Source organism: Staphylococcus sp. FSL W8-0304 (assembly GCF_038006565.1).
GTDB classification, from domain to species: domain Bacteria; phylum Bacillota; class Bacilli; order Staphylococcales; family Staphylococcaceae; genus Staphylococcus; species Staphylococcus epidermidis.
Window position 1 is genome coordinate 181,295 of record NZ_JBBOVL010000001.1, and the last position, 26,471, is coordinate 207,765.

Below are 26,471 nucleotides of genomic sequence, written 5' to 3' on the forward strand. Positions count from 1 at the left end.
CATTGAAGGAGGATAATATGAAGAATTATAAAAAATATTTGATTGTTTTAGTATTATGTCTAACAGTGTTATCTGGATGTAACTTACCCGGCTTAAAAAATAGTCATTCAGATGACGATGTTAGAATCACAAGTTTAGGAACAAGTGAATCGCAAATTATATCGCACATGCTGAGATTACTTATTGAACATGATACAAAAGGTGAAATTAAACCTACCTTAATTAATAATTTAGGTTCAAGTACGATTCAACATAATGCTGTCACAAGTGGCCAAGCTAATATGTCAGGTACGCGTTATACAGGCACTGACTTAACAGGAGCGTTGAAAGAAGATCCAATTAAAGATCCTAAAAAGGCTATGAAAGCGACTCAAGAAGGATTTAAAAAGAAATACAATCAAACCTTCTTCAATTCATATGGTTTTGAAAACACATATGCATTGATAGTAACAAAAGAGACAGCTAAGAAATATCATTTAGAAACTGTTTCAGACTTGGAAAAGCATGCTAAAGATTTAAGAGTAGGTATGGATAGTTCATGGATGGATCGTAAAGGTGACGGTTATCCAGCATTTAAAAAAGAATATGGCTATAGTTTCGGTACGGTAAGACCTATGCAAATTGGTCTTGTCTATGATGCACTGAGTTCTGGCAAATTAGACGTTGCCGTAGGTTATTCTACTGATGGGCGTATTTCAGCATACGATTTAAAAGTGTTGGAAGATGATCGTCGATTCTTCCCACCATACGATGCCAGTCCACTTGCATCAGATCAATTGTTAAAAGAGAAGCCAGACCTCAAACCGATTGTTAAAAAATTAGAAGGTAAGATATCAACAGAACAAATGCAAGAATTAAATTATCAAGCTGATGGTAAAGGGAAAGAGCCTGCAACAGTTGCAGAGGACTTCTTGAAAAAACATCATTATTTTGAAGACGATGACAATAAAAAAGATAAACAGAAAGGTGGTCAATAAACATGGAAGGGAATTTAATACAACAACTCGTTCACTACTACCAAATGAACTTTGGCTACCTATGGGAATTGTTTGTTAATCATTTGTTAATGTCTGTTTACGGTGTTTTACTAGCATGTTTAGTGGGCATACCTCTTGGTATCATCATTGCACGATTTGGTAAATTATCAGGTGTCATTATCACTATTGCGAATATTATTCAAACTGTTCCGGTTATTGCTATGTTAGCGATATTAATGCTTAGTATGGGACTCGGTATGAATACAGTCATTTTTACTGTGTTCTTATATGCCTTGCTTCCTATTATTAAAAATACGTATACAGGAATTAATGAAGTTGACCCAAATATTAAAGATGCTGGAAAAGGGATGGGTATGACGCGTAACCAAGTATTAACTATGATTGAGTTACCTCTGTCACTTTCGGTTATTATAGGTGGTATTCGGATTGCCCTTGTTGTAGCTATTGGTGTCGTAGCTGTAGGTTCATTTATTGGTGCACCAACATTAGGTGATATTGTGATTAGAGGTACAAATGCAACTGATGGAACACTATTTATTCTAGCAGGTGCAATACCTATCGTTATCATTGTCATACTTATAGATGTTTTATTACGTTTATTAGAGAAAAAGCTAGATCCAGCTACGTAAGTGATTTAATTTTTTATACAGGGAGGAGTGAGCCAAGATTATGGCTCATATTACATTAAATTATTTATCTAAAACTTTAGGAATGCATCAAACGATTAATGTCATTCTTCCAGAAGATAAAAGTTACTTTGATACAAATGAAAATGCGAAACCATTAAAAACTATGTTATTGCTACATGGTTTATCAAGTGATACGTCCTCTTATATGAGATATACGAGTATAGAACGCTATGCGAATACCCACCAACTAGCAGTGGTGATGCCTAATGCTGATCATAGTTTCTATTCAAATATGGCTTATGGACATAGTTATTATGACTATATACTAGAAGTTTATGATTATGTTCATCAAATATTTCCATTGTCTAAAAAGAGAGAAGATAATTTTATAGCAGGTCACTCTATGGGAGGTTATGGTGCAATCAAATTTGCATTAACGCAAAGTTATCGTTTCTCAAAAGCCGCTATGCTTTCAGCGCCATATGATGTTTCTATGATTGGTCAATATCAATGGTATGATTTTACTCCAGAAGCGATTGTAGGTAATACGCAACATGTCGCGGGGACATCTTTTGATCCATACTATTTAGTTGAACAAGCAATAGACAATGGACAAACGTTACCACAACTATATATTACTTGTGGAACTGAAGATGAACTGTATCAAGGTAATATTGATTTTGTGAACTATTTAGATGAAAAAGGTATTCCATATCAATTTAAAAAAGCGCCAGGTCATCACGATTATGCATTTTGGGATAAAGCAATAGAAGATGTCATTGACCGTTTTACATCATCACATATTTAAAATGAATGTTAGAATATAGTTAAACCCGTACGGTTTTTGTTAAGATTAATAAAGAAGTGGGAGAGCGTAAGTATTGAATGAGTTAGATTATTTCAACAATGAAGCGTCCCATGCATGTAAAATTTGAATATAGAACTTTTTTATTTAAGCATCGACTGCTCATATGCTAAGAACGCCTAGGACGACTATTAATGTCCTAGGCGTTCTTTTTTTCGTCATTTCTAAAAGATATAACTATGAATAGGTAAATCTTTTTCCACTGTTAAAAGATTATGAGTATATTAAAACTTGTGTAATAAGTAAGCCTCCACCAAATATTAAAACAAACGCAACAACAGGCCATACGAAACGTAACCAGTGTGAGTAGCGCATGTTTAACATTTGAAGTGTTGCCATTACAAGTCCAGTAGGCGCTAAGAACAACATTGCATACTGACCGAATTGATATGTTGTAACAATAACAAATCTTGGTATACCTACTGTATCAGCTAATGGCGCAAAGATAGGCATAGATAGTACTGCTAATCCTGATGAGGACGGCACGATAAATCCTAAACAGAAAAAGATAAAGAGCAGAACAATGATAAATAAAGGCCCACTCATATGTTGCACGATAGATGATGAAAAGTGCAAGATTGTGTCAGAAATCATTCCTTTATTCAATACTAAGTTGATTCCTCGAGCTAAACCAATGATTAAAGATACACCTACTAAACTTGAAGCGCCATTAACGAATGCATCTACAGTGCCTTTTTCTCCTAAACCATATTGTCCTGTTCCAGCAATAAACATGATGACAATGGTAAAGATCAAGAATGCAGATGCCATGACTGGGAACCACCATCCTTGTGTCATGACGCCCCAAACCATAATAGGGAATGGTAGGACGAAAAGCGTAAGAATAATCTTTTTACGTAATGTAAACTCAGAAGAACCGTCATCATGAAGCACAGACCACTGTTTTTCAAATGCTGCTTTGTCTTCATAAGAATAAGAGGATTTAGGATCTTTTTTAATTTTTTTACAATACCAGAATAAATAACTAATAACAAATATGGCACCGATGATACAAGCGCCTATTCTCCAATAAAGACCATCAGTAAAAGTTGTTCCTGCTGCATTAGAAGCAATGACGACTGAGAATGGGTTGATTGTTGAGAATGTACTACCCACAGAGCTTGCTAAGAAAATTGCACCGACTGAGACAATAGAATCATATCCGAGCGCAATAAATATTGGAACGAGTACAGGATAGAACGCTACAGCTTCCTCTTCAATACCACATAGCGTTCCGCCTATAATCATAAGTATAGAGACAAAGACGATAAGCATAAATTCGTGGCCTTTCGTCTTTTGAGTAAGTGCTAACAATCCTGATTCAAAGGACCCACTCGCTTGAACAACGCCAATCAATCCACCTAGAACAAGTATAAAGACCATAATATCGACGGCTTCGATGGTTCCTTTAACCATGCTACTGGTAATTTGATCAAGACCAGCTGGATGTTGTTTTAAACGTTCGTAAGTATTAGGAATTGAAACGGGTTTATTAATTGCACCAGATTTAAATTGTTCTATTTTGATTTTAACGCCTAATCGATCAAGCTCTTTTTGTGTTCCAGGAACTTTTTTTACCTGATGATGAGGATTGACAATTTTTAATTCTTGGGATGAAGGTTCATATGAAAGTTTTGAGTATGCACCCGCGGGGATTATCCAAGTTGCTATAACTGCGACAACTGTTAGGATAAAGAGAATCATAAATGCACCTGGCATTCTAAAGTTAAAACGTTTTTTCTTTTTATTATCATTGATCGCTTGTTCCAACGGTTTCATCTCCTTCGACAGTTAACCTAAAATAAAAGCCTATCAATTGAATTTGATTAGTATTTTACATGATTGATTAAGGAAGTGCACCCTGCTTGAAATGGAGAGGAGTGGAATAACAGGATGCACTGTATGAATATGTTTAAATTAATTTCTACTTATGCGTTAAAATGCTATTTTGTAATGAGTGTGCCAATTTTACCTTCTAGTGCTGCATCTAATTGGCTTAATGATGTGATGAGCACGCTACCGTTAGGATTATTTTCAATAAAGGAGATGGCAGATTCAATTTTAGGTAGCATGCTGCCTTTGGCGAATTGTTCTTCTTCAATATATGTTTTAAGCGTATCTATATTTGTTGTTTTAAGTGCTTGCTGTTGGTCAGTATGATAGTTGATATAAACATAATCAATCGCTGTTAAAATAATGAGTTGATCACAATGAATATCAGCACCTAATAATGCACTTGTTTTGTCTTTATCAATGACGGCATCTATACCTTTAAAGCTATCGTGCTGCTCACGAATGACTGGTATACCACCTCCACCTGCAGCGATGACAAGTGTGTCATTTTCTATTAGAGTTTTAATACTTTTCAGTTCGATAATAGATATTGGTTGTGGTGATGGTACGACGCGACGGTAACCTCGACCAGCATCTTCTACAAATTGATAACCTTTTTCCTGTTGAATACGATGAGCTTCTTCTTTAGTGTAGAACAGACCGATGGGTTTACTAGGACTATTAAAAGCTGGGTCGCCTTCATCAACTTCTACTTGAGTAACTAGTGTGACAACTTGCTTATCTATGCCCATTGAATGAAGTTCATTTTGTAAACTTTCTTGAAGTTGATAGCCGATGTAGGCTTGACTCATAGCGCCACATTCAGCAAATGGAAAAGCAGGACCTTGATCGTGTTCAGCTGCATAATTCAGACCAAGGTTAATACTTCCTACTTGTGGTCCATTACCGTGACTGATCACAATTTCGTGACCTTTAGTAATTAATCCTACTAGGGATTTAGCTGTATTTTTTACTAATTCAAGTTGTTCTTGTGGTGATTTTCCTAAAGCGTTTCCACCTAAAGCTACTACAATTTTAGCCATTTCACTCACTTCCTTCTATAATTTAGAATTCTCCTAAAGTTGCTACCATGACTGCTTTAATTGTATGCATTCTATTCTCAGCTTCTTGGAATACTACAGAAGCTTTGCTTTCGAAGACATCATCAGTGACTTCCATTTCACTAATGCCATATTTTTCATAAATTTGTTGACCAATTTTAGTTTCTGCATTGTGGAAAGAAGGTAAACAATGTTCAAAAATAACATTTGGATTACCTGTTTTTTCTAATAGTGTTTGGTTAACTTGATATGGTTTTAAAAGTTTAAGGCGTTCTTGCCATACTTCATCAGGTTCGCCCATTGATACCCAAACATCTGTATAAATAACATCAGAATCTTTCACGCCTTTATCAATATCATCTGTTATTAAAATGTTACCGCCATTTTCCGCCGCAATACGTTCGCAACGATTTAATAATTCCTCTGTCGGATTGAGTTCTTTAGGACAAACAAGATGGAAATTCATACCCATAATGGCAGCACCTTGCATTAATGCGTTAGCAACATTGTTACGTCCATCGCCAACATAAGTGAAGTTGATATCAGCATACTCTTTTTTCAATACCTCTTTAGCAGTTAAAAAGTCAGCAAGCACTTGTGTAGGGTGATCTTCATCGGTTAATCCATTCCATACCGGAACACCTGAATATTGTGCTAATGTTTCTACAGTACGTTGAGAGAACCCTCTGTACTCAATACCATCATACATACCACCAAGCACACGTGCTGTATCTTTAGCAGTCTCTTTTTTACCCATTTGAGAACCTGTAGGTCCAAGATAAGTGACGTGTGCACCTTGATCATGTGCGGCAACTTCGAATGCGCAACGTGTTCTAGTGGAATCTTTTTCAAAAAGAAGTGCGATATTTTTATTTTTTAGCATAGGCTTTTCAGTGCCGATATATTTGGCACGCTTCAAATCTTCGGAGAGTGTTAATAAAAATTCTACCTCTTGTCGTGAAAAGTCTAATAAAGTTAAAAAGCTTCTGTTACGTAAATTTTTCATCAATAACAACTCCTTGTGAATGAATTACAATTTTATTGTAAGCGTTTCCTTGAAGTTTTCAACTTATCTCAAAAATTGTAATTTTTTATTAATAAATCAATGAACTTTTTATTAACATTGGATTTGAATAGTGTGAAATTTGTCAAAAAGGTTTATGTTTAAGTTAAAACCAACTTTAAAGAATTTAGAAAATTCAATTAAAATGAATTTAACACATTTTAAATAATGACGGTAGGTCAGACTCGAAATGTAAGAGGTATGTTAGTTGAATAAAGCGTAGTAACTTCTTTATATTATTAGTGAATTCTCAAAATAATTGTAAAATTATATTGATTAATCACTTGTTCTTTATTATATTTAGAAACATCTCTTACAATAAACCACAACTTACATGAAATTTAAGCTATCAGTGGATTATTTTAGTTAAATTGAAGGTTATTCAAAGTAAAAAGGGCATATTAGTATTATAGGAGGAACAGTAAGATGAAAGTGTATAAGTTGAATTATCAACACCATAAAGATATTGTTGATGATAATGTATTAACGATGTTTGTAACAGCTGACAATCAAGATGAAGTTGAAGCGTTTGCGAAAAAATTACATTACAAGATTGAACATTTATCTCCATTAACTAAAAAGGAATTTGAAGAAGAGAAAGCGAAAGATTCACACTATAGACTTGAACACGTGGATCACTATTTAAATTAATTATTCAATCATATATCAGTACATCCTGTAATCATTCGTTTGGTTACAGTTTTTTTACGCATGATATTAAATTTTAGCTTCACTAATACAAGGAGTGTATAAATGGAAATAACAAGTGTTAATCATATTTGTTTTTCATTAAGTGATTTAAATACCTCTATACAATTTTATAAAGATATTTTACAAGGTGACTTATTAGTATCAGGGAGAACGACAGCATATTTAACTATTGGTCATACTTGGATTGCACTGAATCAAGAAAAAAATATACCAAGGAATGAAATAAACCATTCCTATACACACGTTGCTTTCTCCATAGATGAAGAAGATTTTCAAAAATGGATTCAATGGCTTAAAGAGAATCAAGTAAATATTTTAAAAGGGCGACCAAGAGATATTAAAGACAAAAAGTCGATATATTTTACAGATCCGGATGGGCATAAAATTGAATTACATACTGGGACATTAAAAGATAGAATGGAATATTATAAAAGTGAGAAGACGCATATGCAATTTTACGGTGAGTTTTGATATTTTAATTGATATGTAATTTTTTTGTAAAAAAATTTTATGATTCATTTTGGAATAAAATTACTATATACTAAAATTTGTAATTTTCAATTATTTTAATGAGGTGAATCAATGAATAAATTATCAAAGTACATTGCAATAGCTACATTAGCATCGACAGTGACAATTTCGGCACCAATTCATACATATGCATGTGAATCTCATACTAAAGATAACCATAATCATACGACACAACATCAAAATGATCCCAACCTTGGTGAACAAAATGTAATGGCTGTCTCATGGTATCAAAATTCTGCCGAAGCGAAGGCACTTTATCTACAGGGATACAATACTGCGAAATATCAGTTAGATGAAAATATCAAAAAGCATAAAGGTAAGAAAAAACTTGCTATAGCTTTAGACTTAGATGAAACAGTGCTTGATAATTCACCATATCAAGGATATGCCTCTATGCACGATACATCTTTTCCAGAAGGATGGCATGAATGGGTTGCAGCAGCGAAGGCAAAACCTGTGTATGGTGCCAAATCATTCTTAAAATATGCTGACAAAAAAGGTATCGATATTTACTATATTTCTGACCGTGATAAAGAAAAAGATTTTAAAGCTACAAAGGAAAATTTAAAAAATATTGGACTACCGCAAGCGAAAGATAATCATATTTTACTAAAAGGGAAAAACGATAAAAGTAAAGCATCACGACGCCAACAAGTCGAAAAAAATCATAAGTTAGTGATGTTATTTGGTGACAATTTGTTAGATTTTACAGATCCTAAAAAGTCTACTGCTAAAGAACGTGAGAAACTCGTGCAGAAACATGAAAAAGATTTTGGCACAAAGTATATTATTTTCCCTAATCCAATGTATGGAAGTTGGGAATCTACACTTTATCATAACAATTACCAAATAAGTAAGAATGAAAAAGATACATTACGAAAGGCATCAATTAAACAATTTAATCCTAAAACGGGTGAAGTAAAATAATTCCTGACATTAAATACTAAATTTCTATTAGTAAAAGAAAGTTTTGCGCATAATGATCGTATTGTGTGCAGACACTTTAATAATTAATAAAGTTATATTTACATGGAGTACTTTAATTCCGTGTTATACCATTGCGAGGATGAAACAATGTACGCGTTGTTCCATCCTTTTTTTTATAAATATTTTCAATCGTATCTAGATTAATGTAAACTTATAATTATAAAAAGTTTACAATGTGCAATCGGATGATTTGAAATGCTAATTTTTAAGAAAAAGGAGTTAAAGATTATGACATTAAACCTAGCCCAACGTGTGTTAAATCAAGAGTCATTAACAAAAGATGAAGCAATATCTATTTTCGAAAATGCTGAAATTGATACATTTGATTTATTAAATGAAGCCTATACAGTGAGAAAACATTACTACGGTAAAAAAGTTAAGCTTAATATGATATTAAATGCTAAAAGTGGTATCTGTGCAGAAGATTGTGGGTACTGTGGGCAATCTGTAAAAATGAAAGAAAAGCAACGTTATGCACTTGTTGAACAGGACCAAATTAAAAAAGGTGCTCAAGTAGCAACTGAAAATCAAATCGGTACATATTGTATCGTTATGAGTGGTAGAGGACCTAGTAACAGAGAAGTCGATCATATTTGTGAAACAGTAGAAGATATTAAAAAGGTACACCCACAACTAAAGATTTGTGCATGCTTAGGATTAACGAAAGAAGAACAAGCTAAAAAATTAAAGACTGCTGGTGTCGATCGCTATAATCATAATTTAAATACGAGTGAGCGTTATCACGATGAAGTAGTAACTACACATACATATGAGGATAGAGTGAATACGGTTGAAATGATGAAAGATAATCATATTTCTCCTTGTTCAGGCGTGATATGTGGTATGGGAGAGTCAAATGAGGACATTATTGATATGGCATTTGCTTTAAGAGCCATCGATGCTGATAGCATTCCTATTAATTTTTTACATCCTATTAAAGGAACTAAATTCGGTGGATTAGATTTATTGTCACCAATGAAATGTTTAAGAATTATAGCGATGTTTAGGTTAATCAATCCAACAAAAGAAATTAGAATTGCAGGTGGACGGGAGGTAAATCTACGTTCATTACAACCACTCGCATTGAAAGCGGCCAATTCAATTTTTGTAGGAGATTACTTAATTACTGGTGGTCAACCGAATGAGGAAGATTATCGCATGATTGAAGATTTAGGGTTTGAAATCGACAGTTAAATTATGATTGAAAATATTTTTAATCAATGTAAATGTAATTTTAAATAAATTGTCATAATGCATTAACCATGCGCTGTTTCAATGAAATTTTAAAAGAATTAACAACAATTTAATCAAATTCTATTAAATTTCCGGTGGATAATCCTTTAAAAAAATTTTTGAAAGCGTATACTAGGAATTGAGAGATGAGAGACAGTATGATCCATGCTTATTAAAAATTAAGATTAGGGGAATGAGATTACATTATTTCATTTTAAATCTTATTTTTTAATATAAATATAAAAGATGTTTTGGAGGAATACTTATGTCTAAATTTATTTATCAATCACCAGGAAGATATGTACAAGGGAAAGGTATTGTTAGCTCTATCGCTGAAGAAACAGAACGTCTTGGTAGTCATGCGTTGATTATTGCAGACGAAGTAGTTTGGAATATTACTGAAGAAAAAATAAAAGAAAGTTTCTCAGCAAATAACAACGTTGATTTTGAATATGAAGTGTTTAAAGGAGAATCTTCTGAAGAAGAAATTCAACGTATAGCCAAACAATATAAAGAAAAAAATATTGACGTTGTTATTGGTTTAGGTGGAGGTAAAGCGTTAGATACAGGTAAAGCTGTAGCATTTGAACTTAAAGCAAGCGTCATCGATTTTGCGTCTACAGCATCAATGGATGCACCAACAGCAGCAGTATCTGTTATTTATAACGAAGATGGATCATTTAGTGGTTATGAATTCTACCCTAAAAACCCTGATACAGTTATCGTAGATTCTGAAATTGTTGCACAAGCACCTGTACGTTTATTTGCATCAGGTATGAGTGATGGTTTAGCAACATTAATCGAAGTTGAATCTACACTTCGTAGACAAGGGCAAAACATGTTCCACGGCAAACCTACATTAGCAAGTTTAGCAATCGCTCAAAAATGTGAAGAAGTTATTTTTGAATATGGTTATAGTGCTTATACTTCTGTAGAAAATCATATCGTGACACCACAAGTAGATGCTGTGATTGAAGCCAATACATTACTTTCAGGTTTAGGATTTGAAAACGGCGGATTAGCAGGTGCACACGCAATTCATAATGGATTCACAGCTTTAGAAGGAGACATCCACCACTTAACTCATGGTGAAAAAGTGGCATACGGTATTTTAGTACAATTAGTACTTGAAAATGCGCCAACTGAAAAATTCATGAAATACAAAACATTCTTCGATAATATCAATATGCCAACAACATTAGAAGGTCTTCACATTGAAAACACAAGTTATGAAGAATTAGTTCAAGTAGGTGAACGTGCATTAACACCAAACGATACGTTTGCTAACTTAAGTGATAAAATCACTGCTGATGAAATCGCAGACGCAATTTTAACTGTTAATGATTTATCTAAAAGTCAGTTCAACTAAAAGGAGTCGCTTTGAATGAAAAAGTTAATTCAAGATAAAAACACAATTTTAAAAGATATGCTTGATGGAATTACAGTTTCAAACAACGATGTTGAAGTTGTATCTGACACTATTGTTGTTAGAAAGCATAAAAAACAATCAGGTGTTGCACTCGTTTCTGGTGGCGGTAGTGGTCATGAACCTGCACATGCAGGATTTGTAGCAGAAGGCATGCTCGATGCAGCTGTATGTGGAGAAATCTTCACTTCACCTACACCTGATAAAATATTAGATGCCATTAAAGCTGTGGACAATGGTGACGGTGTTCTACTTGTCATTAAAAACTATGCAGGAGACGTTATGAACTTTGAAATGGCTCAAGAAATGGCTCAAATGGAAGATATTAAAGTTGAAAGTGTTATCGTCAGAGATGATATTGCTATTTCTGACCCAGAAAAACGCCGTGGAGTAGCAGGTACAGTATTTGTGCATAAATATGCTGGATACCTTGCTGAAAAAGGTGTTGCACTTGATGAAATCAAATCTAAAGTTGAGGCGCTTTTACCAGATATTAAAAGTATTGGTATGGCATTAACGCCTCCAATGGTGCCCACAACTGGTAAAAATGGTTTCGATATTGAAGACAATCAAATGGAAATTGGTATCGGTATTCACGGTGAAAAAGGTTTGCATCGTGAAGACGTACAACCCATCAACGTGATTGTTGAACGTTTACTCGATCAGTTGTACAAAGAAATTGAGAAAAAACCTTTAATCGTAATGGTTAACGGTATGGGTGGTACGCCACTATCAGAATTAAATATAGTTACTAAATATCTAGATGAACAATTCAATCAGAATGATATTGATGTTAAACAATGGTTCGTAGGTGACTATATGACAGCGTTAGACATGCAAGGCTTCTCTATTACTGTACTCCCCTTCAGTGAAGAAGTGAGTGAAGCTTTAGCTGCACCTACAGCAAGTAAATATTTTTAATTTTAAAATTCAATAAGTAATAAATATATATTAAATTTTGAGGTGACTTAGAGAATGAATGTAGCAGATATCAAAGCACGCTTATTAGATTTAGAAAATACTTTTAAAGAAAAAGAAAGTGAACTGACTGATTTAGACAGAGCTATCGGTGATGGAGATCATGGTGTAAATATGGTCAGAGGTTTCGAACACTTAAAAGAAAAAATAGATGATCAAAGTATGCAAGCGCTATTTAAATCAACAGGTATGACGTTAATGTCTAACGTAGGTGGTGCTTCTGGACCATTATACGGGTTTGGTTTTATCAAAATGGCGAGTGCAGTGAATGATGAAATTGATCATGATAATCTTAAAGACGTACTTAAAGCGTTTGCTGATGGCATTCAACAACGTGGTAAAGTCGAATTAAATGAAAAAACGATGTATGATGTTATCGAACGTGCGAGAGAAGCTGTTGAAAATGATGAAACAGTAGATCTTGATAAACTACAATCATTTGCTAATGAAACCAAAGATATGGTAGCTACTAAAGGCCGTGCATCATATTTTAACGAAGCTTCAAAAGGTTATATTGATCCTGGTGCACAAAGTAGTGTTTATATTCTTAATGCAATTATAGGAGGAGAGTAAGTCATGACATCTATAGTAGTAGTAAGTCATAGTCATAAAATCGCAGAAGGTGTTAAACAATTAATCAATCAAATGACTGACGGTGGTGTTGACCTTATTGCCGTTGGTGGCTTAAGTGACGATGAAATCGGTACATCATTTGATCAAATCGTCTCTGTAATTAATGGACTTGAAAATGATGCGCTTTGTTTCTATGACATCGGTTCAGCAGGCATGAATTTAGACACAGCTTTAGAAATGTACGAAGGTGACCACAAAATTGTTAAAATGGAAGCGCCAATCGTTGAAGGAAGCTTTATTGCCAGTGTAGGAATTAAATCAAATATGAGTATGGATAGTGTTATCTCTGAAGTAAGAGCTAAATATCCTGAAGAATAATACTAAATCTTTATATATAGAGCTAGGCACATTACAAGTGATACATTGTAATGTGCCTAGCTTTTGATTTAACATCTTTTTATGATTCCCGAGGTGGTGTAATACGTCTACCTTTACCTAAAATCATTTGTATAATTGAAGAAACGAACATGACCATATTGAAAATAATCATTAATAAGAATATTTGATGATCAGCATCAATCGCAACATCTTGCAACTTTTTAAGGTAAATCATTTTATCAGTAATGTTTTCGGCATATATAGACTGTGTTCCTTTTTGGATATGATTCTTAATCGTATAAGCAATAATCGGTATCAACATAGCAGCAGAGAAATTTCTCATTGTATGCATGGTTTGAGAACGTTGTGCTGCTTCTTTTAAATCTCCGTCCAATAATGTAGCCATCGAGCCACTAACTAAGGTCATGCTTGCACCGAAGCCGAGCAGAAGACCTTGAATATAAAGTAATGGAATGTTAATCGTATTTCCCAGAATAATCCAATGGATGCTTACATATAGCAGGGCTGACGATCCCAATGTACCTAAAAAACCTGCACCGACAGAGCTATAAAAGAACATTTTTAAGATACCCGTTATAATGACTCCAACAAAGAAAAAGAAATAGAAATGTAATGAAATATCAAAAGGCAACTTTAATATTCTTACGATATAGACATTGATACCAGCAATGCCTGTTAATAAAGTTAAATGTGATGAAATTGCCATTGTTGCACCGACGAAAGGCTTTTTACTGAATAGTGTATGAAAGTGAACAATAGGATGTGTAGCTTGCCGATTTGTAATGATAAAATTTACAATAAAAAATATTGCAATTAAGAGTATCGGCCACACCCATAATGAATGGTAGCCTTTTTGAGTAAGAAGTGACATAGGAATCATTAAAGAAATGGTACTTAATACTAAAGTAATCATCATTGATCGACTAATATGAATATCTGACGTTTGATGATATTCATCTTTTCTTAATATGACGTTGCCTAGAATTAAGCATAATATCGCGGAGATGATATTTACTACAAAAATCCAATGCCAACGATCTAATTCTAATGATAAACTACCAGATAATCCTCCAAGCGCATTTGAACCAAATAAACCTACAATAACCATCAATAAAAATACATTTCTATATTGTTTTGGAAAGTTCAAGAAAAGTTTAGGTAACAAGGTAAAGAATAATACACCTGAACTGAAACTTTGAATCATTTTAGCAATAGACAAAATGATTAAGTTAAAAGATAAAAGTCCTAAGATTGAACCAATGAGAAATATAAACACAAAGCATAAGTAATTACGCTTGAATCCATATTTATGTGTGAGTGTATGCCCCAACGGTATACCTAAAGCAAAAGTGAAATTAGCTAATACAGAGGGGATAATCAGATATTGAGAGCCAATACCAAAGGATGTTTGAAGGATACCTTGATTTAAACTATAGGCTAAATTTGAAAAAAATTGAGAGCCTACACCAAAAATTGTAATAAACACGAGGACAGTGATTTCTAACATCTTGCCTCGTTTTGAAGACCAAAATTCCATCATTTATTCATCTCACATCTTTAAATTTTTGTTGATAAAAAAAGCAACTTAATCATTATAACGCTAATGGTAAGGTGGGTAAATAAACTGATATGATGTTATTAAAAATGAAAAAGAAAATCTTAATATATTTTATTTTTAAAAAGATAATGTAATTATTTATACTGTTAAAGATATGAAAATGGCATGGTATTTCATTAAAAATATAATAACTAAACTTTGGAATCAATGACCAATAATCATAAGCACGCTATCCTTACATAGAAGGTTATTAATGAATTCGAATGGAGGATAATACGTTATGATGGATTTTTTACATTACATACCGCCAGTCATTATATACGCTGTTTTGCTTGCTATTCATTACTTTTTATCGCGTACGGGAAATAAAATATTAGGCCTTATTGTGCCTGTTGGTGTGATTGCAAGTCTTATATATATGTATCAAGCCGATATTATACATATGAAACTGATTGGCGTTATGATTATAGGTATTGTGGCTCTATTATTCTTGGCAGAGGAGTGGCAGAGAGCACAAAAGGATAAATAAAGGAAGTTAGTCATCCCTTAAGATGATTATGACATAGCAGTCGTTGAGAAATTTTCTGGTTTATAGCATATAAATAAAGTTGAACATCATAAATAACAACGTGAGGATTAAGTTTAACGAAAAGCGTTTTGTTATTAAGTAGTGTTGTGTAAATGATGACGCTAGTAAGTTGGGACTTGAAAAGGAATGTAGATATATAAAATAGTAATATATGATTAATATCCGAGACATCATCAAACGTCTCGGGTATTTTTATGTATTCACATATGATAATAGAACTAAAATGTGATTATAACAAGGTTTAACTCAATCTATTGAAAAGCGTAGTTCATTGTATTCGGTACGAATTTTATATTACTTCTGTTAATTTTTAATCATTTTATACAGTTAAGTACTTATATAAGACTTCTAGGATATATTTCACAATGTAGTAATAATTCTTGTTAATGTTCAAGTAAGACTACCATTCATGTTATACCTACCAACTTGTTTCTGTAATAGTCTTCCACACAATCTTAAGTTTGGTGTCTGCAACTTCATTTTGAAAGGAGTACCATTCTATGTCTAACATTTCGATGACGACTTCTAAACGTAATGCTATCGTTACGGTAATGCTCATTAGTGCTTTTGTGTCTATGCTCAATCAAACTATTTTAAACACTGCACTACCAGCAATCATCAAAGGACTGAACATCACAGAAACAACAGCACAATGGTTAATTACCGGATTTATGCTTGTTAACGGTATTATGATTCCACTCACTGCCTTTTTAATGGATAAATATTCGACACGTCATTTATATATTTTCTCAATGGCTATTTTTCTCATAGGATCTATTATAGCGGCATTTTCACCTACGTTTACAATTTTAATGATATCTCGTATTATCCAAGCGATTGGTGCCGGCATTCTTTTGCCTTTGATGCAGTTTACAGTATTTACACTGTTTCCTGCTGAACAACGTGGGTTTGCGATGGGGTTGGCAGGTGTGGTTGTACAAAGTGCGCCTGCAATTGGTCCAACGTTAACTGGATTATTCGTAGATTTATTTAGTTGGAGAATGCCTTTTTATCTTGTTTCAGCAATTGCTGCTGTGGCTTTTATTTTAGGATTTTTCTTTGTTGAAAATAATACAAAAACAAAAGACATTGTTCTTGATAAAATTTCAGTAGTTTATTCTACTTTCGGCTTTGGTTTAATATTATTTGCATTTAGTAGCGTGAGTACGTTCGGTATCACCTCTCTCCCTGTCATTGTGACATTTGTACTTGGTATAGCCATTATCATAATTTTTACCACTCGTCAGCTTAAACTAAAGTATCCATTATTAAATATGCGTGTGTTTAAAAATAAAGTGTTCACACTTTCAGCTGTTTCTTCAATGCTAGTATATATTACAATGGTAAGTCCTGCGTTACTCATACCTATTTATATCCAAACAGGTTTAGGTCAATCCGCATTATTATCGGGGGTTGTCGTACTTCCAGGCGCGGTCATTAATGGATTAACGATGGTTTATACAGGAAAAATTTTTGATAAACATGGTATTAAAGTGCTTGTGATACCTGGTTTTATCTTACTCATTAGTATGACATTTTTATATTCGTTCCTTACTACAGGAACGCCATACTGGTTTGTGATTCTCGTTTATACTATACGGATGATTGCATTAGGATTATTAGTGATGCCTCTTAATACAGTTGGACTGAATGCACTTGAGTCAGATGATGTCTCACATGGTACGGCAATTATGAATTCCTTACGCATCATTGCAGGTGCTATGGGTACAGCGATTAGTGTGACAATTTTATCAATAGTGGCAAAACAGTATACAGCTTCACACTCAACAATGTCAAAAATGAAACTAACACAAGAAGCAACCGTACATGGTATAGATGTTGCATTTATTTTTACTACAGTATTAATCATTATTGGATTTATCTTAGCGTTATTCATAAAAGAAGAAAAAAATCATTAATTATTCAAAAAACTGTATAAGAGAGACTGAATTATGGGATGAACCTGGGACACAAATCAATGTTCCAGGTTTTTTATAATGTAAAGACAGCGGTAAACTTCTGGGCATTAACAGAGTGTATTTCAATAGACAAAGCAATTTGGGTATCGACGCTTAGAGAGTGAGACAATGAAGACATTATGAATATATGTCTTATTATTCAGCTTTTTAGTGGAAATTCAAACGGACTAACGGTTGTTAAATAAAAAATGAATTCCATCATAATTTCTAAATTCAAGCCCCCATCCACCACTTAAATATACCGATGAAATATTTTTATTTAAAATGAAATCGATTAATGAGAAATTGAAACAACTTTTTAATCAATTTACTTAATATGAAACTTGCATTTAAATATAAGAAAGACTATATATAGTATATATGATGTAAAATTAAATTGTTCTTAATTCTTTTTCAGATCAATCCATTTGATTTAAAAGTTTATATTCTAACATAGAGAGAAGGATGAATTTGAAACAATTGAGTTTGACTTTAAAGATACGACTGATATGTGATTTCTTCCAAAATATGATCGTTACAGCATTTTTACCATTTATGGCATTGTATTTAACAGATATGGTCAATCAACATTTTTCAGGGCTTTTTTTATTCGCGCTAGTCATGATAAATTTTCCCATATCAATAATATCAGGTCATATTATTGAACGATTACCTAAAAAGACATTAACACTAAGTTATCAATTGATATTAAGTTTAATGCTCGTAATTATGGCGATTACAATCTCGGAACAAGTATATATGATCATTTTATTTTGTATCGCTTACGCAATATTTAGTATCACAATAGGCATGCAGCAACCTATAATGGACACGATTATTATGGATGCGATTACGCCTGAAGTCGAACAATATATTTATAAGATAAGTTATTGGCTGACGAATATTGCTGTTGCTCTTGGTGCGCTCATAGGTGGATTGATGTATGGAGCACATAAATCTATGTTGTTTTTAATCGCATTTGCCATTTACATTATGGTTTTTATAGCACTTTTCATATGGTTGCCTAAAGATTTAAATCAAGTAAATCAGTCGTACACACATCATGCTAATGAGCAACAATTCTCCATGGGTCAAATATTAAAAAGTTATAAACCAGCATTTAAAGATACAACATATCTACTTCTAATTATAGGATTTAGTATTTTAACGATGGGTGAGTTATCTGTATCATCATACATTTCAGTGCGTTTAAAACAAGAGTTTGATCCGATGATATTGTTTTCGTTACATATCGATGGCGTTAAAATGTATTCACTTCTATTAATGACGAATACAACTATTGTTATCATTTTCACCTATTTTATTTCAAAAATTGTTATGAAAATGGATGTTAAAACAGCATTATTGATTGGAATTATTTTTTATGTCATTGGATATTCGAACCTCACTTATCTTAATGATTTTACGTTACTTATCATATTTATGATTATAGCGACGATGGGTGAAATGATATATTCCCCAATTCTTGAAGAACATCGTTTTAAAATGGTTCCTTCTCATAAGAGAGGGACATATTCAGCAGTGCATGCTTTAGGATTTAACCTAGCTGAATTACTTGCAAGATTTGGAATTATATTAGGTGTGTTTTTCACTTCAATGGAGATGGGGATTTATATGTTTGTTTTATTACTGCTAGGTGGCATGTCACTTTACATTGCAGTGAGTCGTTTTAATAATGCAAATTCACAATAATTTTTTTAATTAGAAATGTATAATTCGTACCAAATTGCTCGTAATTTTAAAAAAACTATATTTATTAAGATTTTGTTAATTTTCATATTCCCAATTGTTTTCTATAGTGAGAGTATACTAATATAAATCATGGCTAGAAAATATGAAGTATGTTGTTTATGAGTTATTTTGGGAATGAATATGAAAGAAGGACTCTAATGAATATTGAAGCACTATATTTTCAAAAGTATTTTTATTTTAAACATTTAAATCAATCAAGTTCAGAACACAGGGTGACATATTGGGTAAAGTTAAGTCCCGACATTGATTTACATAGATTAATGTATGCATTATTAGATGTCGTTCAAAATCAACCTGTGTTGCGCACACAGTTTGTGACAGATGATTTTAATCAACTCAAGATAAGTTTAAGAGATTTTTTTCCATTTATTGAAATTAAAGAAGTTAATGAAATGTCGCAAAGCATAGATTTAGAAGCATTCTTTACACGTAATTTAAATTCCTACCATTTCAATCAATTACCTCTGTTTAATTTTAAGATTTATCAATTTCTTGATGAAGCCTATCTACTTTTAGATTTCCACGCTACTATTTTTAATGAAAGTCAATTAACTCCATTTTTGCAACAAGTAAATATCGCTTATACCCACTCTTTAAAAAGTGAATATAGTATCTCGGATTTTTATAATTGGATCAAAGAAATGAACCAAAAGATGGATCAAAATCAAGCTGAGTGTCCATTAAAGCACTTCAACGTATTGAATGCAGACGGTGATAATTACACTTACATACCTGTTAGGAATACATGTGAAAAGAAAAAAATGTGTTCTTTACATACAGAACTACCATCTTTAGACATTGATGTGTGGATTGTAAGTATTTACTTAGCGCATCATTTTATAAGTCAGTCTTCTGATGTGACGTTAGGCATCCATTTTGCGATAGATAATAAAAATACTGAGAATATGATGGTTTTAAACACAGACATTGCCCCACTTAATTTAACTATTAGTCAAAGTGACACCGTAAAAGATATGGTGGATGAGTGTTCCGCACTACTTGAAGAGCTTCAAATGTGTGGCGCGTCTTTTGTTGTTCAACCTAAAGCAGTACAAACAGATGTAGAAACGATGATTCATATTGAAAAAGTACAAGAACAATTTGAGCTTAATCATATATGTCATCATATACATCGTCTATACAATGAAGCATCATCATTAGCGGATTTAGAGTTTTATCCTCATGTACAGGGTGGTTTTGATATAGTTTATAATGACAACGTTTATGATGATTTAACTGTACATACGTTAGTCAAATTAATTAATGGAATTTATATGCAAATTACACAAAATCCATCATTATTAATTAAAGATATAAAACTCAGTGATCGATCAGATTTAGCTAAATATAACGACATCAATTTTCAAAACAATGACATCAATTATAGTGAGGTCACTTATAAAACCGTGGTTGAAAGATTCGAACGTCAAGTGCACCAACATCCAGATAGTATTGCGTTGCAATATGAACAACAATCGATGACATATCATCAATTAAATCAATGTGCGAATCTTTTAGCATATAGATTGCGTTTAAATAATCAGATTGAACCTAATGATTTGGTGGCATTAATAGCAGAACGCAGCTTAGAGATGATTATTGGAATGTTAGGCATCTTGAAAGCTGGTGCAGGCTATATACCAATTGATCCAGATTATCCTGAAGAAAGAATGAATTATATTATTGAGGACGCACAACCTAAAGCGGTTGTAACATATCGTACATCGTTTCAATCAGATTTACCTCAAATGGATATAGAATTTATAGTTGGTTCAAGAGAACAAGAGATTGATGACCCGAAAGGCATTAATTGTTCAGAAGATATCGCTTATGTCATCTATACATCAGGAACGACTGGTAAGCCTAAAGGGACACTGGTGCCACATAGAGGTATTGATCGCTTAGTACACAATCCAAATTATGTCGAATTGAACGAAAATACAGCCGTCTTATTATCAGGAACAGTAGCTTTTGATGCAGCAACCTTTGAAATATATGGTCCATTATTGAATGGTGGACGGTTAGTCATTACATCTAAAGATACATTGTTAAATCCTCAATTGTTAGATCAAGCTATTACTGAAAATAAAGTCAACACGATGTGGTTAACGTCATCTTTATTTAATCAAATTGCCAGCGAACGTATCGAAGCATTAGAATCTTTAACTTATTTGCTTATCGGTGGGGAAGTGTTAAATGCTAAGTGGGTTCACTTATTAAATTCACGTGAGTGTCATCCTCAAATAATCAATGGTTATGGACCGACAGAGAAAACAACATTTACTACAACTTTTGCGATTCCACAAGAGATGCCTTCACGTATACCTATTGGTTTACCTATTAGTGGAACGACAGTTTATGTCATGCAAGGTGAACGTATTTGTGGTGTAGGTGTTCCAGGTGAATTGTGCATTGGTGGTGCAGGTTTAGCAAAAGGTTATTTAAATCAACCTAAACTTACTGCTGAACGTTTTATTCAGTCACCTTTTAATAATGAAATGCTTTATCGTAGCGGTGATTTAGTTCGTCTTCAAGAAGATAGCTATATTGATTATATTAGTCGTATCGATAAGCAAGTTAAAATACGTGGATTTAGAATAGAATTATCAGAAATTGAAAAAGCATTAGAAGCTATACATGATATTAATAAAGCTGTAGTCATCGTTCGGGAACAAGACCAAGATAAACAAATAGTGGCATATTATGAAGCATCGCAATTAAAATCAACAGGTCAATTAAAAGATATTTTAAGTGGAACATTACCTGAATATATGATACCTGTGCATTTTATGAAGGTGGATCGTATACCTATCACGATGAATGGGAAATTAGATGTGCGTGCATTACCTGAAATTAATCTAAAGAATAATAGAAATTATGTAGAACCTCGTAACGATATTGAACGCACTGTTTGCCGTATTTTCGAAGAGATTTTACATATTGATCAGGTAGGTATTAAAGATAATTTCTTTGAACTAGGTGGACATTCTCTTAGAGCAACATTAGTTGTAAACCGTATTGAAGAAAGGTTGAAAAAACGTCTTAAAGTAGGTGATTTAATGAAATCTCCTACTGTAGAGCAACTAGGACAACAAATTGAAGAACTGCAAAATGATGTCTATGATGTGATTCCCAAAGCAAATGAATCGTATCAATATGATTTAAGTGCGTCTCAAAAAAGTATGTATTTATTATGGAAGGTCAATCCTAAAGACACAGTGTATAACATTCCATTCTTATGGAGATTATCTTCTGAACTCAATGTTATGCAATTGCAACGTGCATTATCTAAGTTAATTGAACGTCATGAAATATTACGAACACAATATGTAATTGATGACAATGAAGTTAAACAACGTATTGCAACACATGTTTTACCTGATTTTGAAGAGGTAACGACATCTCTAACGAACGAGCAAGATATTATTCAATCATTTATGGAACCGTTTGATTTAGAACAACCAAGTCAGATGCGAGTTAAATATATACATGGACCACAACAAGATTATTTATTTATGGATACTCATCATAGTATTAATGATGGTATGAGTAACACGATTTTACTATCTGATTTGAACGCTTTATATCAAGATAAATCATTACCTGAACTTAAGCTTCAGTATAAAGATTATAGTGAGTGGATGGTGCATAGAGATTTATCTAAACAACGTCACTTTTGGTTACAACAATTTGAAAATCAGGTTCCAATATTAAACATGCCTACGGATTATCCTAGACCAAGTATTAAAACAACCAACGGTAATATGTTGTCGTTTCATTACAATCATCAAATCAAACAGCAATTGAAATCTTATGTAGAACAACATCAAGTGACTGACTTTATGTTCTTTGCTAGTGCAATCATGGTATTATTGCACAAATATACACGTCAGGACGATATCGCTATTGGTAGTGTAATCAGTGCGCGTACGCATCGCGATACTGAAAATATGTTAGGTATGTTTGCTAATACACTTGTATATCGTGGTCGACCACATGATCAAAAGACATGGGATCAATTGATGGCTGAGATGAAAGAGATGTGTCTAGGGGCATATGAACATCAAGAATATCCTTTTGAAAGCTTAGTCAATGATCTTGTTGATGAAAGAGATGCTTCACATAATCCGTTATTTGATGTGATGCTCGTACTTCAAAATAATGAAACAAATCATGCGAATTTTGGACATAGTCAACTGACACATATTCCACCTCAGTCAACAACAGCTAAATTTGATATGTCATTTATTATTGAAGAAGATCAAGATGGCTATGTTGTTAATATTGAATATAATACAGATTTATATAAACAAGAGACCATTCATCATATTGCTGAACAACTTCAAATGATTATTAAACATGTAATATCTACCGAAAACCTAAAAATTCAAGATATTGATGAAAATGATGACTTATTAATTTGGTTGGACAAGTATGTGAATGATTGTTCTTTAGACTTGCCAAAAAATAAGTCAATACAGCAACTTTTACATGATGTCATGAAAGCGAAAGCAGATGATGTAGCACTTAAAATGAATGGACAATCGATGACGTATCAAGAACTTGATGATTATTCTAATAGTATAGCTCAAACATTGATACATAATGGCATTCAAAAATGGGAACGTGTAGCCCTTTTAACTGAACGAAGTTTTGAAATGGTTGCTAGTATGATTGCTGTATTAAAAGTTGGAGGTTCTTATGTACCTATTGACGTCACTTATCCCGATAAACGTATTGAATTTATTATTAAAGACGCTGAAGTCGCAGCAGTTCTCACATATGGAAAAACAATATCCTCACATATACCAGTAATTAAAATCGAAGATATTGATAACACTGAAAATAATAAAAGGTTAAATATAGAATATGCAGGGAATTTGGAAGATGATTTGTATCATATTTATACATCTGGAACAACAGGAAAGCCTAAAGCAGTATCAGTGAAACAACGTAATATATTAAATTTAGTGTGTGCTTGGACAAAAAGACTCAATTTATCCGATGATGAAGTCTATCTGCAGTACGCTAATTATGTGTTCGATGCTTCGGCAACTGATTTCTACTGTAGTTTATTAAATGGATATCCACTTGTCATTGCAACATCAGTTGAGCGGACCAATACAGATTTATTAGAAAAGTTAATTTCACAAGAAAATATCACCATCGCATCTATCCCACTACAGGTATATAATGTGATGCATCATTTTTACATTCCTAAAGTAATTACAGGAGGTGCGACAAGTACACCAGCATTTGTGCAGCATATCTCTAAGCATTGTGATATGTATGTTAATGCCTATGGTCCTTCTGAAAATACGGTTATCGCATCTTGTTGGATATACAAAAAAGGTGACGCCATACCATCGACTATTCCGATTGGGAAACCGTTAGCTAATGTTGATATTTTTATTATGTCAGGCGGTAAACTATGTGGCGTTGGTATTCCAGGTGAATTATGTATTGCAGGAGAAAGTTTAACTTCAGGATATTTAAACAGACCTGAACTATCGGCGGAAAAATTTATTGAAAACCCGTTTGGTCCAGGACAACTTTATCGAAGTGGTGATTTAGCACGATTGATGCCAGATGGGCAAATTGAATTTCTTGGTAGAATAGACAAGCAAGTTAAAGTACATGGCTATCGCATTGAACTAGGTGAAATTGAAAATATCATTAATTCAGTGGATACTGTGACAGATAGCGTTGTTATTTTAGCTAAACAAAGTGATCGTGAAGTGCTACATGCTTATTATGTTGGAAGTCAAGAAGACGAAAATCATATTTCACAACATTTAAATCAATATTTGCCTAAATACATGATTCCTAAGACATTAACAGCTATTAGCGAAATACCATTAACAGGAAATGATAAGGTGGATGAGTCAAAATTACCTGTACCTAATGTACACAAAAATAAATTTGCTGCACCACGTAATAATATCGAACGAGAAATAGCACAAATCGTTAGCGGAGTGTTGGACGTATCATCTATGAGTATAGATGATGACTTCTTTGAAATGGGTGGTACATCACTAGATGCAATGGTGGTAGTATCAAAACTAAAATCAAATGGCATACACATTACAATGCAAGATGTATATCAATTTAAAACTGTTCGTTATATAGCTAATCACACAGAAACACGCCAAGCACTACCAGAAGTAGTATTACCAGATCATCTACCACAATTACAATCATTAGTTGAACGACGATATCAACTAAAACCACAAAACCTAGCGCAATCATCTTTAGGTCATGTATTGCTAACTGGTGCAACGGGGTTCCTAGGCGCATATTTAATTGATGAAATGCAAGATAATGCTGATCAAATTACATGTATTGTCAGAGGTCATGATATCAATCAAGCTAAGACTAACTTGGAAAATAATTTAAATTGTTATTTTGATATGTCTCATGTGGATAAATTAATGAAGCATATTGATATTGTTTTAGCTGATTTATCAGAACTTGATCACCTCATTATCGATTCAGCCATTGATACAATTATTCATGCCGGAGCACGTACAGATCACTTTGGTGATGATGAAACATTTTTTGATGTAAATGTAAGAAGTACACAAGCATTAATTGATTTAGCTAAGGATAAAAAAGCGAAATTAATCTATATATCAACGATAAGTGTAGGTACGGTGTTTAAAGCACATCAAGACGATATTTCATTTTCTGAAAAAGATCTATATAAAGGCCAGTTATTTACATCACCATACACTAAAAGTAAGTTTTATAGCGAGATTAAAGTGTTAGAAGCGGTTAATGAAGGTCTAGCAGCTCAGATTATAAGATTAGGAAATCTGACAAGTGCTTCTACCGGACCATTAAATATGAAAAATTTAACAACTAATCGTTTTAGTATTGTCATGCATGATTTATTAAAAATGCCGTTTATAGGAGAAAGTATATCGAAAGCTAAAGTTGAATTTTCATTTATAGATGTCACAGCGCGCCATATTATTAAATTGGCAAGATCCAATGCAATACCTATTATTTATCATGTATACGCACCACGTTCAATAACTATGAAACAAGTAATTGACAATGCCAAAGGGTCAGAAATGACTGTAGTAAGTGATAGTGAGTTTGAACAGAAATTACATGAATTAGGTATGCATGAATTGATTGGTCTTAATAGTAATGGAGATAATCAAATTTCAGGTGTGACAGATTCAAATATGACTCAAACAGTAATGAAAGAATTACAAGGTGAATGGCCACATCTTTCTTACCAATGGTTGCAACAATGGTACCACTTATTGTTTGAAAAATTTGATGCCAACTAGAGGTG

The 26,471-nt window shown here is 33.1% G+C and carries 19 protein-coding genes and 1 pseudogene; 16 read left to right on the forward strand and 4 right to left on the reverse strand.

Annotated elements, in window-relative coordinates:
* The first annotated feature begins 17 nt into the window (after positions 1-17).
* From NST35_RS00775 to NST35_RS00785, 3 genes are read left to right on the forward strand one after another with little or no spacing between them, the layout of a single operon-like run.
* Complete coding sequence (locus NST35_RS00775) at positions 18-977, forward strand: osmoprotectant ABC transporter substrate-binding protein (RefSeq protein WP_002458104.1); 960 nt, start codon at positions 18-20, stop codon at positions 975-977.
* Positions 978-979: 2 nt separating this feature from the next.
* Positions 980-1,627 (forward strand): ABC transporter permease, encoded by a 648-nt coding sequence (locus NST35_RS00780; RefSeq protein WP_001830555.1) that lies wholly within the window; start codon positions 980-982, stop codon positions 1,625-1,627.
* Positions 1,628-1,667: 40 nt separating this feature from the next.
* Positions 1,668-2,435 carry an alpha/beta hydrolase gene (locus NST35_RS00785; RefSeq protein ID WP_002458103.1) on the forward strand — a complete coding sequence of 256 codons (768 nt, stop codon included), beginning with the start codon at positions 1,668-1,670 and terminating at the stop codon, positions 2,433-2,435.
* Between the two features lie 270 nt (positions 2,436-2,705).
* On the opposite strand, the gene NST35_RS00790 is transcribed toward NST35_RS00785, so the two are convergent.
* From NST35_RS00790 to argF, 3 genes are all read right to left on the reverse strand, one after another.
* Entirely contained in the window at positions 2,706-4,271 is a 1,566-nt protein-coding gene (locus tag NST35_RS00790) for a YfcC family protein (protein WP_434428289.1), read from the reverse strand.
* A 164-nt stretch (positions 4,272-4,435) separates the two neighbouring features.
* The gene (gene arcC / locus NST35_RS00795; RefSeq protein WP_002458101.1) at positions 4,436-5,368 is read right to left on the reverse strand and encodes a carbamate kinase; all 933 of its coding nucleotides are present in this window, start codon (positions 5,366-5,368) and stop codon (positions 4,436-4,438) included.
* 22 nt (positions 5,369-5,390) lie between these two features.
* Positions 5,391-6,392 (reverse strand): ornithine carbamoyltransferase, encoded by a 1,002-nt coding sequence (gene argF, locus NST35_RS00800; RefSeq protein WP_002458100.1) that lies wholly within the window; start codon positions 6,390-6,392, stop codon positions 5,391-5,393.
* Positions 6,393-6,875: 483 nt separating this feature from the next.
* Between argF and NST35_RS00805 the strand changes: the two genes are divergently transcribed.
* The 8 genes from NST35_RS00805 (at position 6,876) to dhaM (ending at position 13,266) form a co-directional block, all read left to right on the forward strand.
* Positions 6,876-7,100, forward strand: coding sequence for a hypothetical protein (locus NST35_RS00805; RefSeq protein WP_002458099.1), 225 nt, complete (start codon positions 6,876-6,878; stop codon positions 7,098-7,100).
* Between the two features lie 102 nt (positions 7,101-7,202).
* Complete coding sequence (locus NST35_RS00810) at positions 7,203-7,631, forward strand: FosB family fosfomycin resistance bacillithiol transferase (protein WP_002458098.1); 429 nt, start codon at positions 7,203-7,205, stop codon at positions 7,629-7,631.
* A 111-nt stretch (positions 7,632-7,742) separates the two neighbouring features.
* Entirely contained in the window at positions 7,743-8,618 is an 876-nt protein-coding gene (locus NST35_RS00815; protein WP_002458097.1) for a 5'-nucleotidase, lipoprotein e(P4) family, read from the forward strand.
* Between the two features lie 288 nt (positions 8,619-8,906).
* A complete protein-coding gene (gene bioB, locus NST35_RS00820) occupies positions 8,907-9,872 on the forward strand; it encodes a biotin synthase BioB (RefSeq protein WP_002458096.1) in 966 nt (321 codons plus the stop codon).
* A gap of 304 nt (positions 9,873-10,176) precedes the next feature.
* Positions 10,177-11,280, forward strand: a complete 1,104-nt coding sequence (locus tag NST35_RS00825; RefSeq protein ID WP_002458095.1) for a glycerol dehydrogenase — start codon at positions 10,177-10,179, stop codon at positions 11,278-11,280.
* A gap of 15 nt (positions 11,281-11,295) precedes the next feature.
* Positions 11,296-12,258 carry a dihydroxyacetone kinase subunit DhaK gene (dhaK, locus tag NST35_RS00830; protein ID WP_002446880.1) on the forward strand — a complete coding sequence of 321 codons (963 nt, stop codon included), beginning with the start codon at positions 11,296-11,298 and terminating at the stop codon, positions 12,256-12,258.
* Between the two features lie 54 nt (positions 12,259-12,312).
* Positions 12,313-12,888, forward strand: coding sequence for a dihydroxyacetone kinase subunit DhaL (dhaL, locus tag NST35_RS00835; protein WP_002458094.1), 576 nt, complete (start codon positions 12,313-12,315; stop codon positions 12,886-12,888).
* Positions 12,889-12,891: 3 nt separating this feature from the next.
* Entirely contained in the window at positions 12,892-13,266 is a 375-nt protein-coding gene (gene dhaM / locus NST35_RS00840; RefSeq protein ID WP_001830585.1) for a dihydroxyacetone kinase phosphoryl donor subunit DhaM, read from the forward strand.
* Positions 13,267-13,345: 79 nt separating this feature from the next.
* Here dhaM and NST35_RS00845 read toward each other — a convergent pair whose 3' ends face one another.
* The gene (locus tag NST35_RS00845; protein ID WP_002458093.1) at positions 13,346-14,794 is read right to left on the reverse strand and encodes an MFS transporter; all 1,449 of its coding nucleotides are present in this window, start codon (positions 14,792-14,794) and stop codon (positions 13,346-13,348) included.
* Between the two features lie 331 nt (positions 14,795-15,125).
* On the opposite strand from NST35_RS00845, the gene NST35_RS00850 reads away from it, so the two are divergent.
* The 5 genes and pseudogenes from NST35_RS00850 (at position 15,126) to ausA (ending at position 26,466) form a co-directional block, all read left to right on the forward strand.
* Positions 15,126-15,374, forward strand: a complete 249-nt coding sequence (locus tag NST35_RS00850; RefSeq protein ID WP_002458092.1) for a hypothetical protein — start codon at positions 15,126-15,128, stop codon at positions 15,372-15,374.
* A gap of 560 nt (positions 15,375-15,934) precedes the next feature.
* The gene (locus NST35_RS00855) at positions 15,935-17,353 is read left to right on the forward strand and encodes an MDR family MFS transporter (protein WP_002458091.1); all 1,419 of its coding nucleotides are present in this window, start codon (positions 15,935-15,937) and stop codon (positions 17,351-17,353) included.
* 38 nt (positions 17,354-17,391) lie between these two features.
* Positions 17,392-17,598 (forward strand): annotated as a pseudogene (locus NST35_RS00860) (single-stranded DNA-binding protein).
* A gap of 265 nt (positions 17,599-17,863) precedes the next feature.
* A complete protein-coding gene (locus NST35_RS00865; protein ID WP_002501239.1) occupies positions 17,864-19,105 on the forward strand; it encodes an MDR family MFS transporter in 1,242 nt (413 codons plus the stop codon).
* A gap of 197 nt (positions 19,106-19,302) precedes the next feature.
* A complete protein-coding gene (gene ausA, locus NST35_RS00870) occupies positions 19,303-26,466 on the forward strand; it encodes an aureusimine non-ribosomal peptide synthetase AusA (protein ID WP_340747226.1) in 7,164 nt (2,387 codons plus the stop codon).
* The last annotated feature ends 5 nt before the right edge of the window (positions 26,467-26,471 follow it).

Coding starts and splice junctions, on each gene's coding strand:
- dhaL (WP_002458094.1), top strand. CDS start 12,313: ATGAATGTAGCAGATATCAAAGCACGCTTATTAGATTTAGAAAATACT.
- dhaM (WP_001830585.1), top strand. CDS start 12,892: ATGACATCTATAGTAGTAGTAAGTCATAGTCATAAAATCGCAGAAGGT.
- NST35_RS00775 (WP_002458104.1), top strand. CDS start 18: ATGAAGAATTATAAAAAATATTTGATTGTTTTAGTATTATGTCTAACA.
- NST35_RS00805 (WP_002458099.1), top strand. CDS start 6,876: ATGAAAGTGTATAAGTTGAATTATCAACACCATAAAGATATTGTTGAT.
- NST35_RS00790 (WP_434428289.1), bottom strand. CDS start 4,271: ATGAAACCGTTGGAACAAGCGATCAATGATAATAAAAAGAAAAAACGT.
- ausA (WP_340747226.1), top strand. CDS start 19,303: ATGAATATTGAAGCACTATATTTTCAAAAGTATTTTTATTTTAAACAT.
- dhaK (WP_002446880.1), top strand. CDS start 11,296: ATGAAAAAGTTAATTCAAGATAAAAACACAATTTTAAAAGATATGCTT.
- NST35_RS00815 (WP_002458097.1), top strand. CDS start 7,743: ATGAATAAATTATCAAAGTACATTGCAATAGCTACATTAGCATCGACA.
- NST35_RS00845 (WP_002458093.1), bottom strand. CDS start 14,794: ATGTTAGAAATCACTGTCCTCGTGTTTATTACAATTTTTGGTGTAGGC.
- NST35_RS00780 (WP_001830555.1), top strand. CDS start 980: ATGGAAGGGAATTTAATACAACAACTCGTTCACTACTACCAAATGAAC.
- bioB (WP_002458096.1), top strand. CDS start 8,907: ATGACATTAAACCTAGCCCAACGTGTGTTAAATCAAGAGTCATTAACA.
- NST35_RS00855 (WP_002458091.1), top strand. CDS start 15,935: ATGTCTAACATTTCGATGACGACTTCTAAACGTAATGCTATCGTTACG.
- NST35_RS00825 (WP_002458095.1), top strand. CDS start 10,177: ATGTCTAAATTTATTTATCAATCACCAGGAAGATATGTACAAGGGAAA.
- arcC (WP_002458101.1), bottom strand. CDS start 5,368: ATGGCTAAAATTGTAGTAGCTTTAGGTGGAAACGCTTTAGGAAAATCA.
- argF (WP_002458100.1), bottom strand. CDS start 6,392: ATGAAAAATTTACGTAACAGAAGCTTTTTAACTTTATTAGACTTTTCA.
- NST35_RS00785 (WP_002458103.1), top strand. CDS start 1,668: ATGGCTCATATTACATTAAATTATTTATCTAAAACTTTAGGAATGCAT.
- NST35_RS00850 (WP_002458092.1), top strand. CDS start 15,126: ATGATGGATTTTTTACATTACATACCGCCAGTCATTATATACGCTGTT.
- NST35_RS00810 (WP_002458098.1), top strand. CDS start 7,203: ATGGAAATAACAAGTGTTAATCATATTTGTTTTTCATTAAGTGATTTA.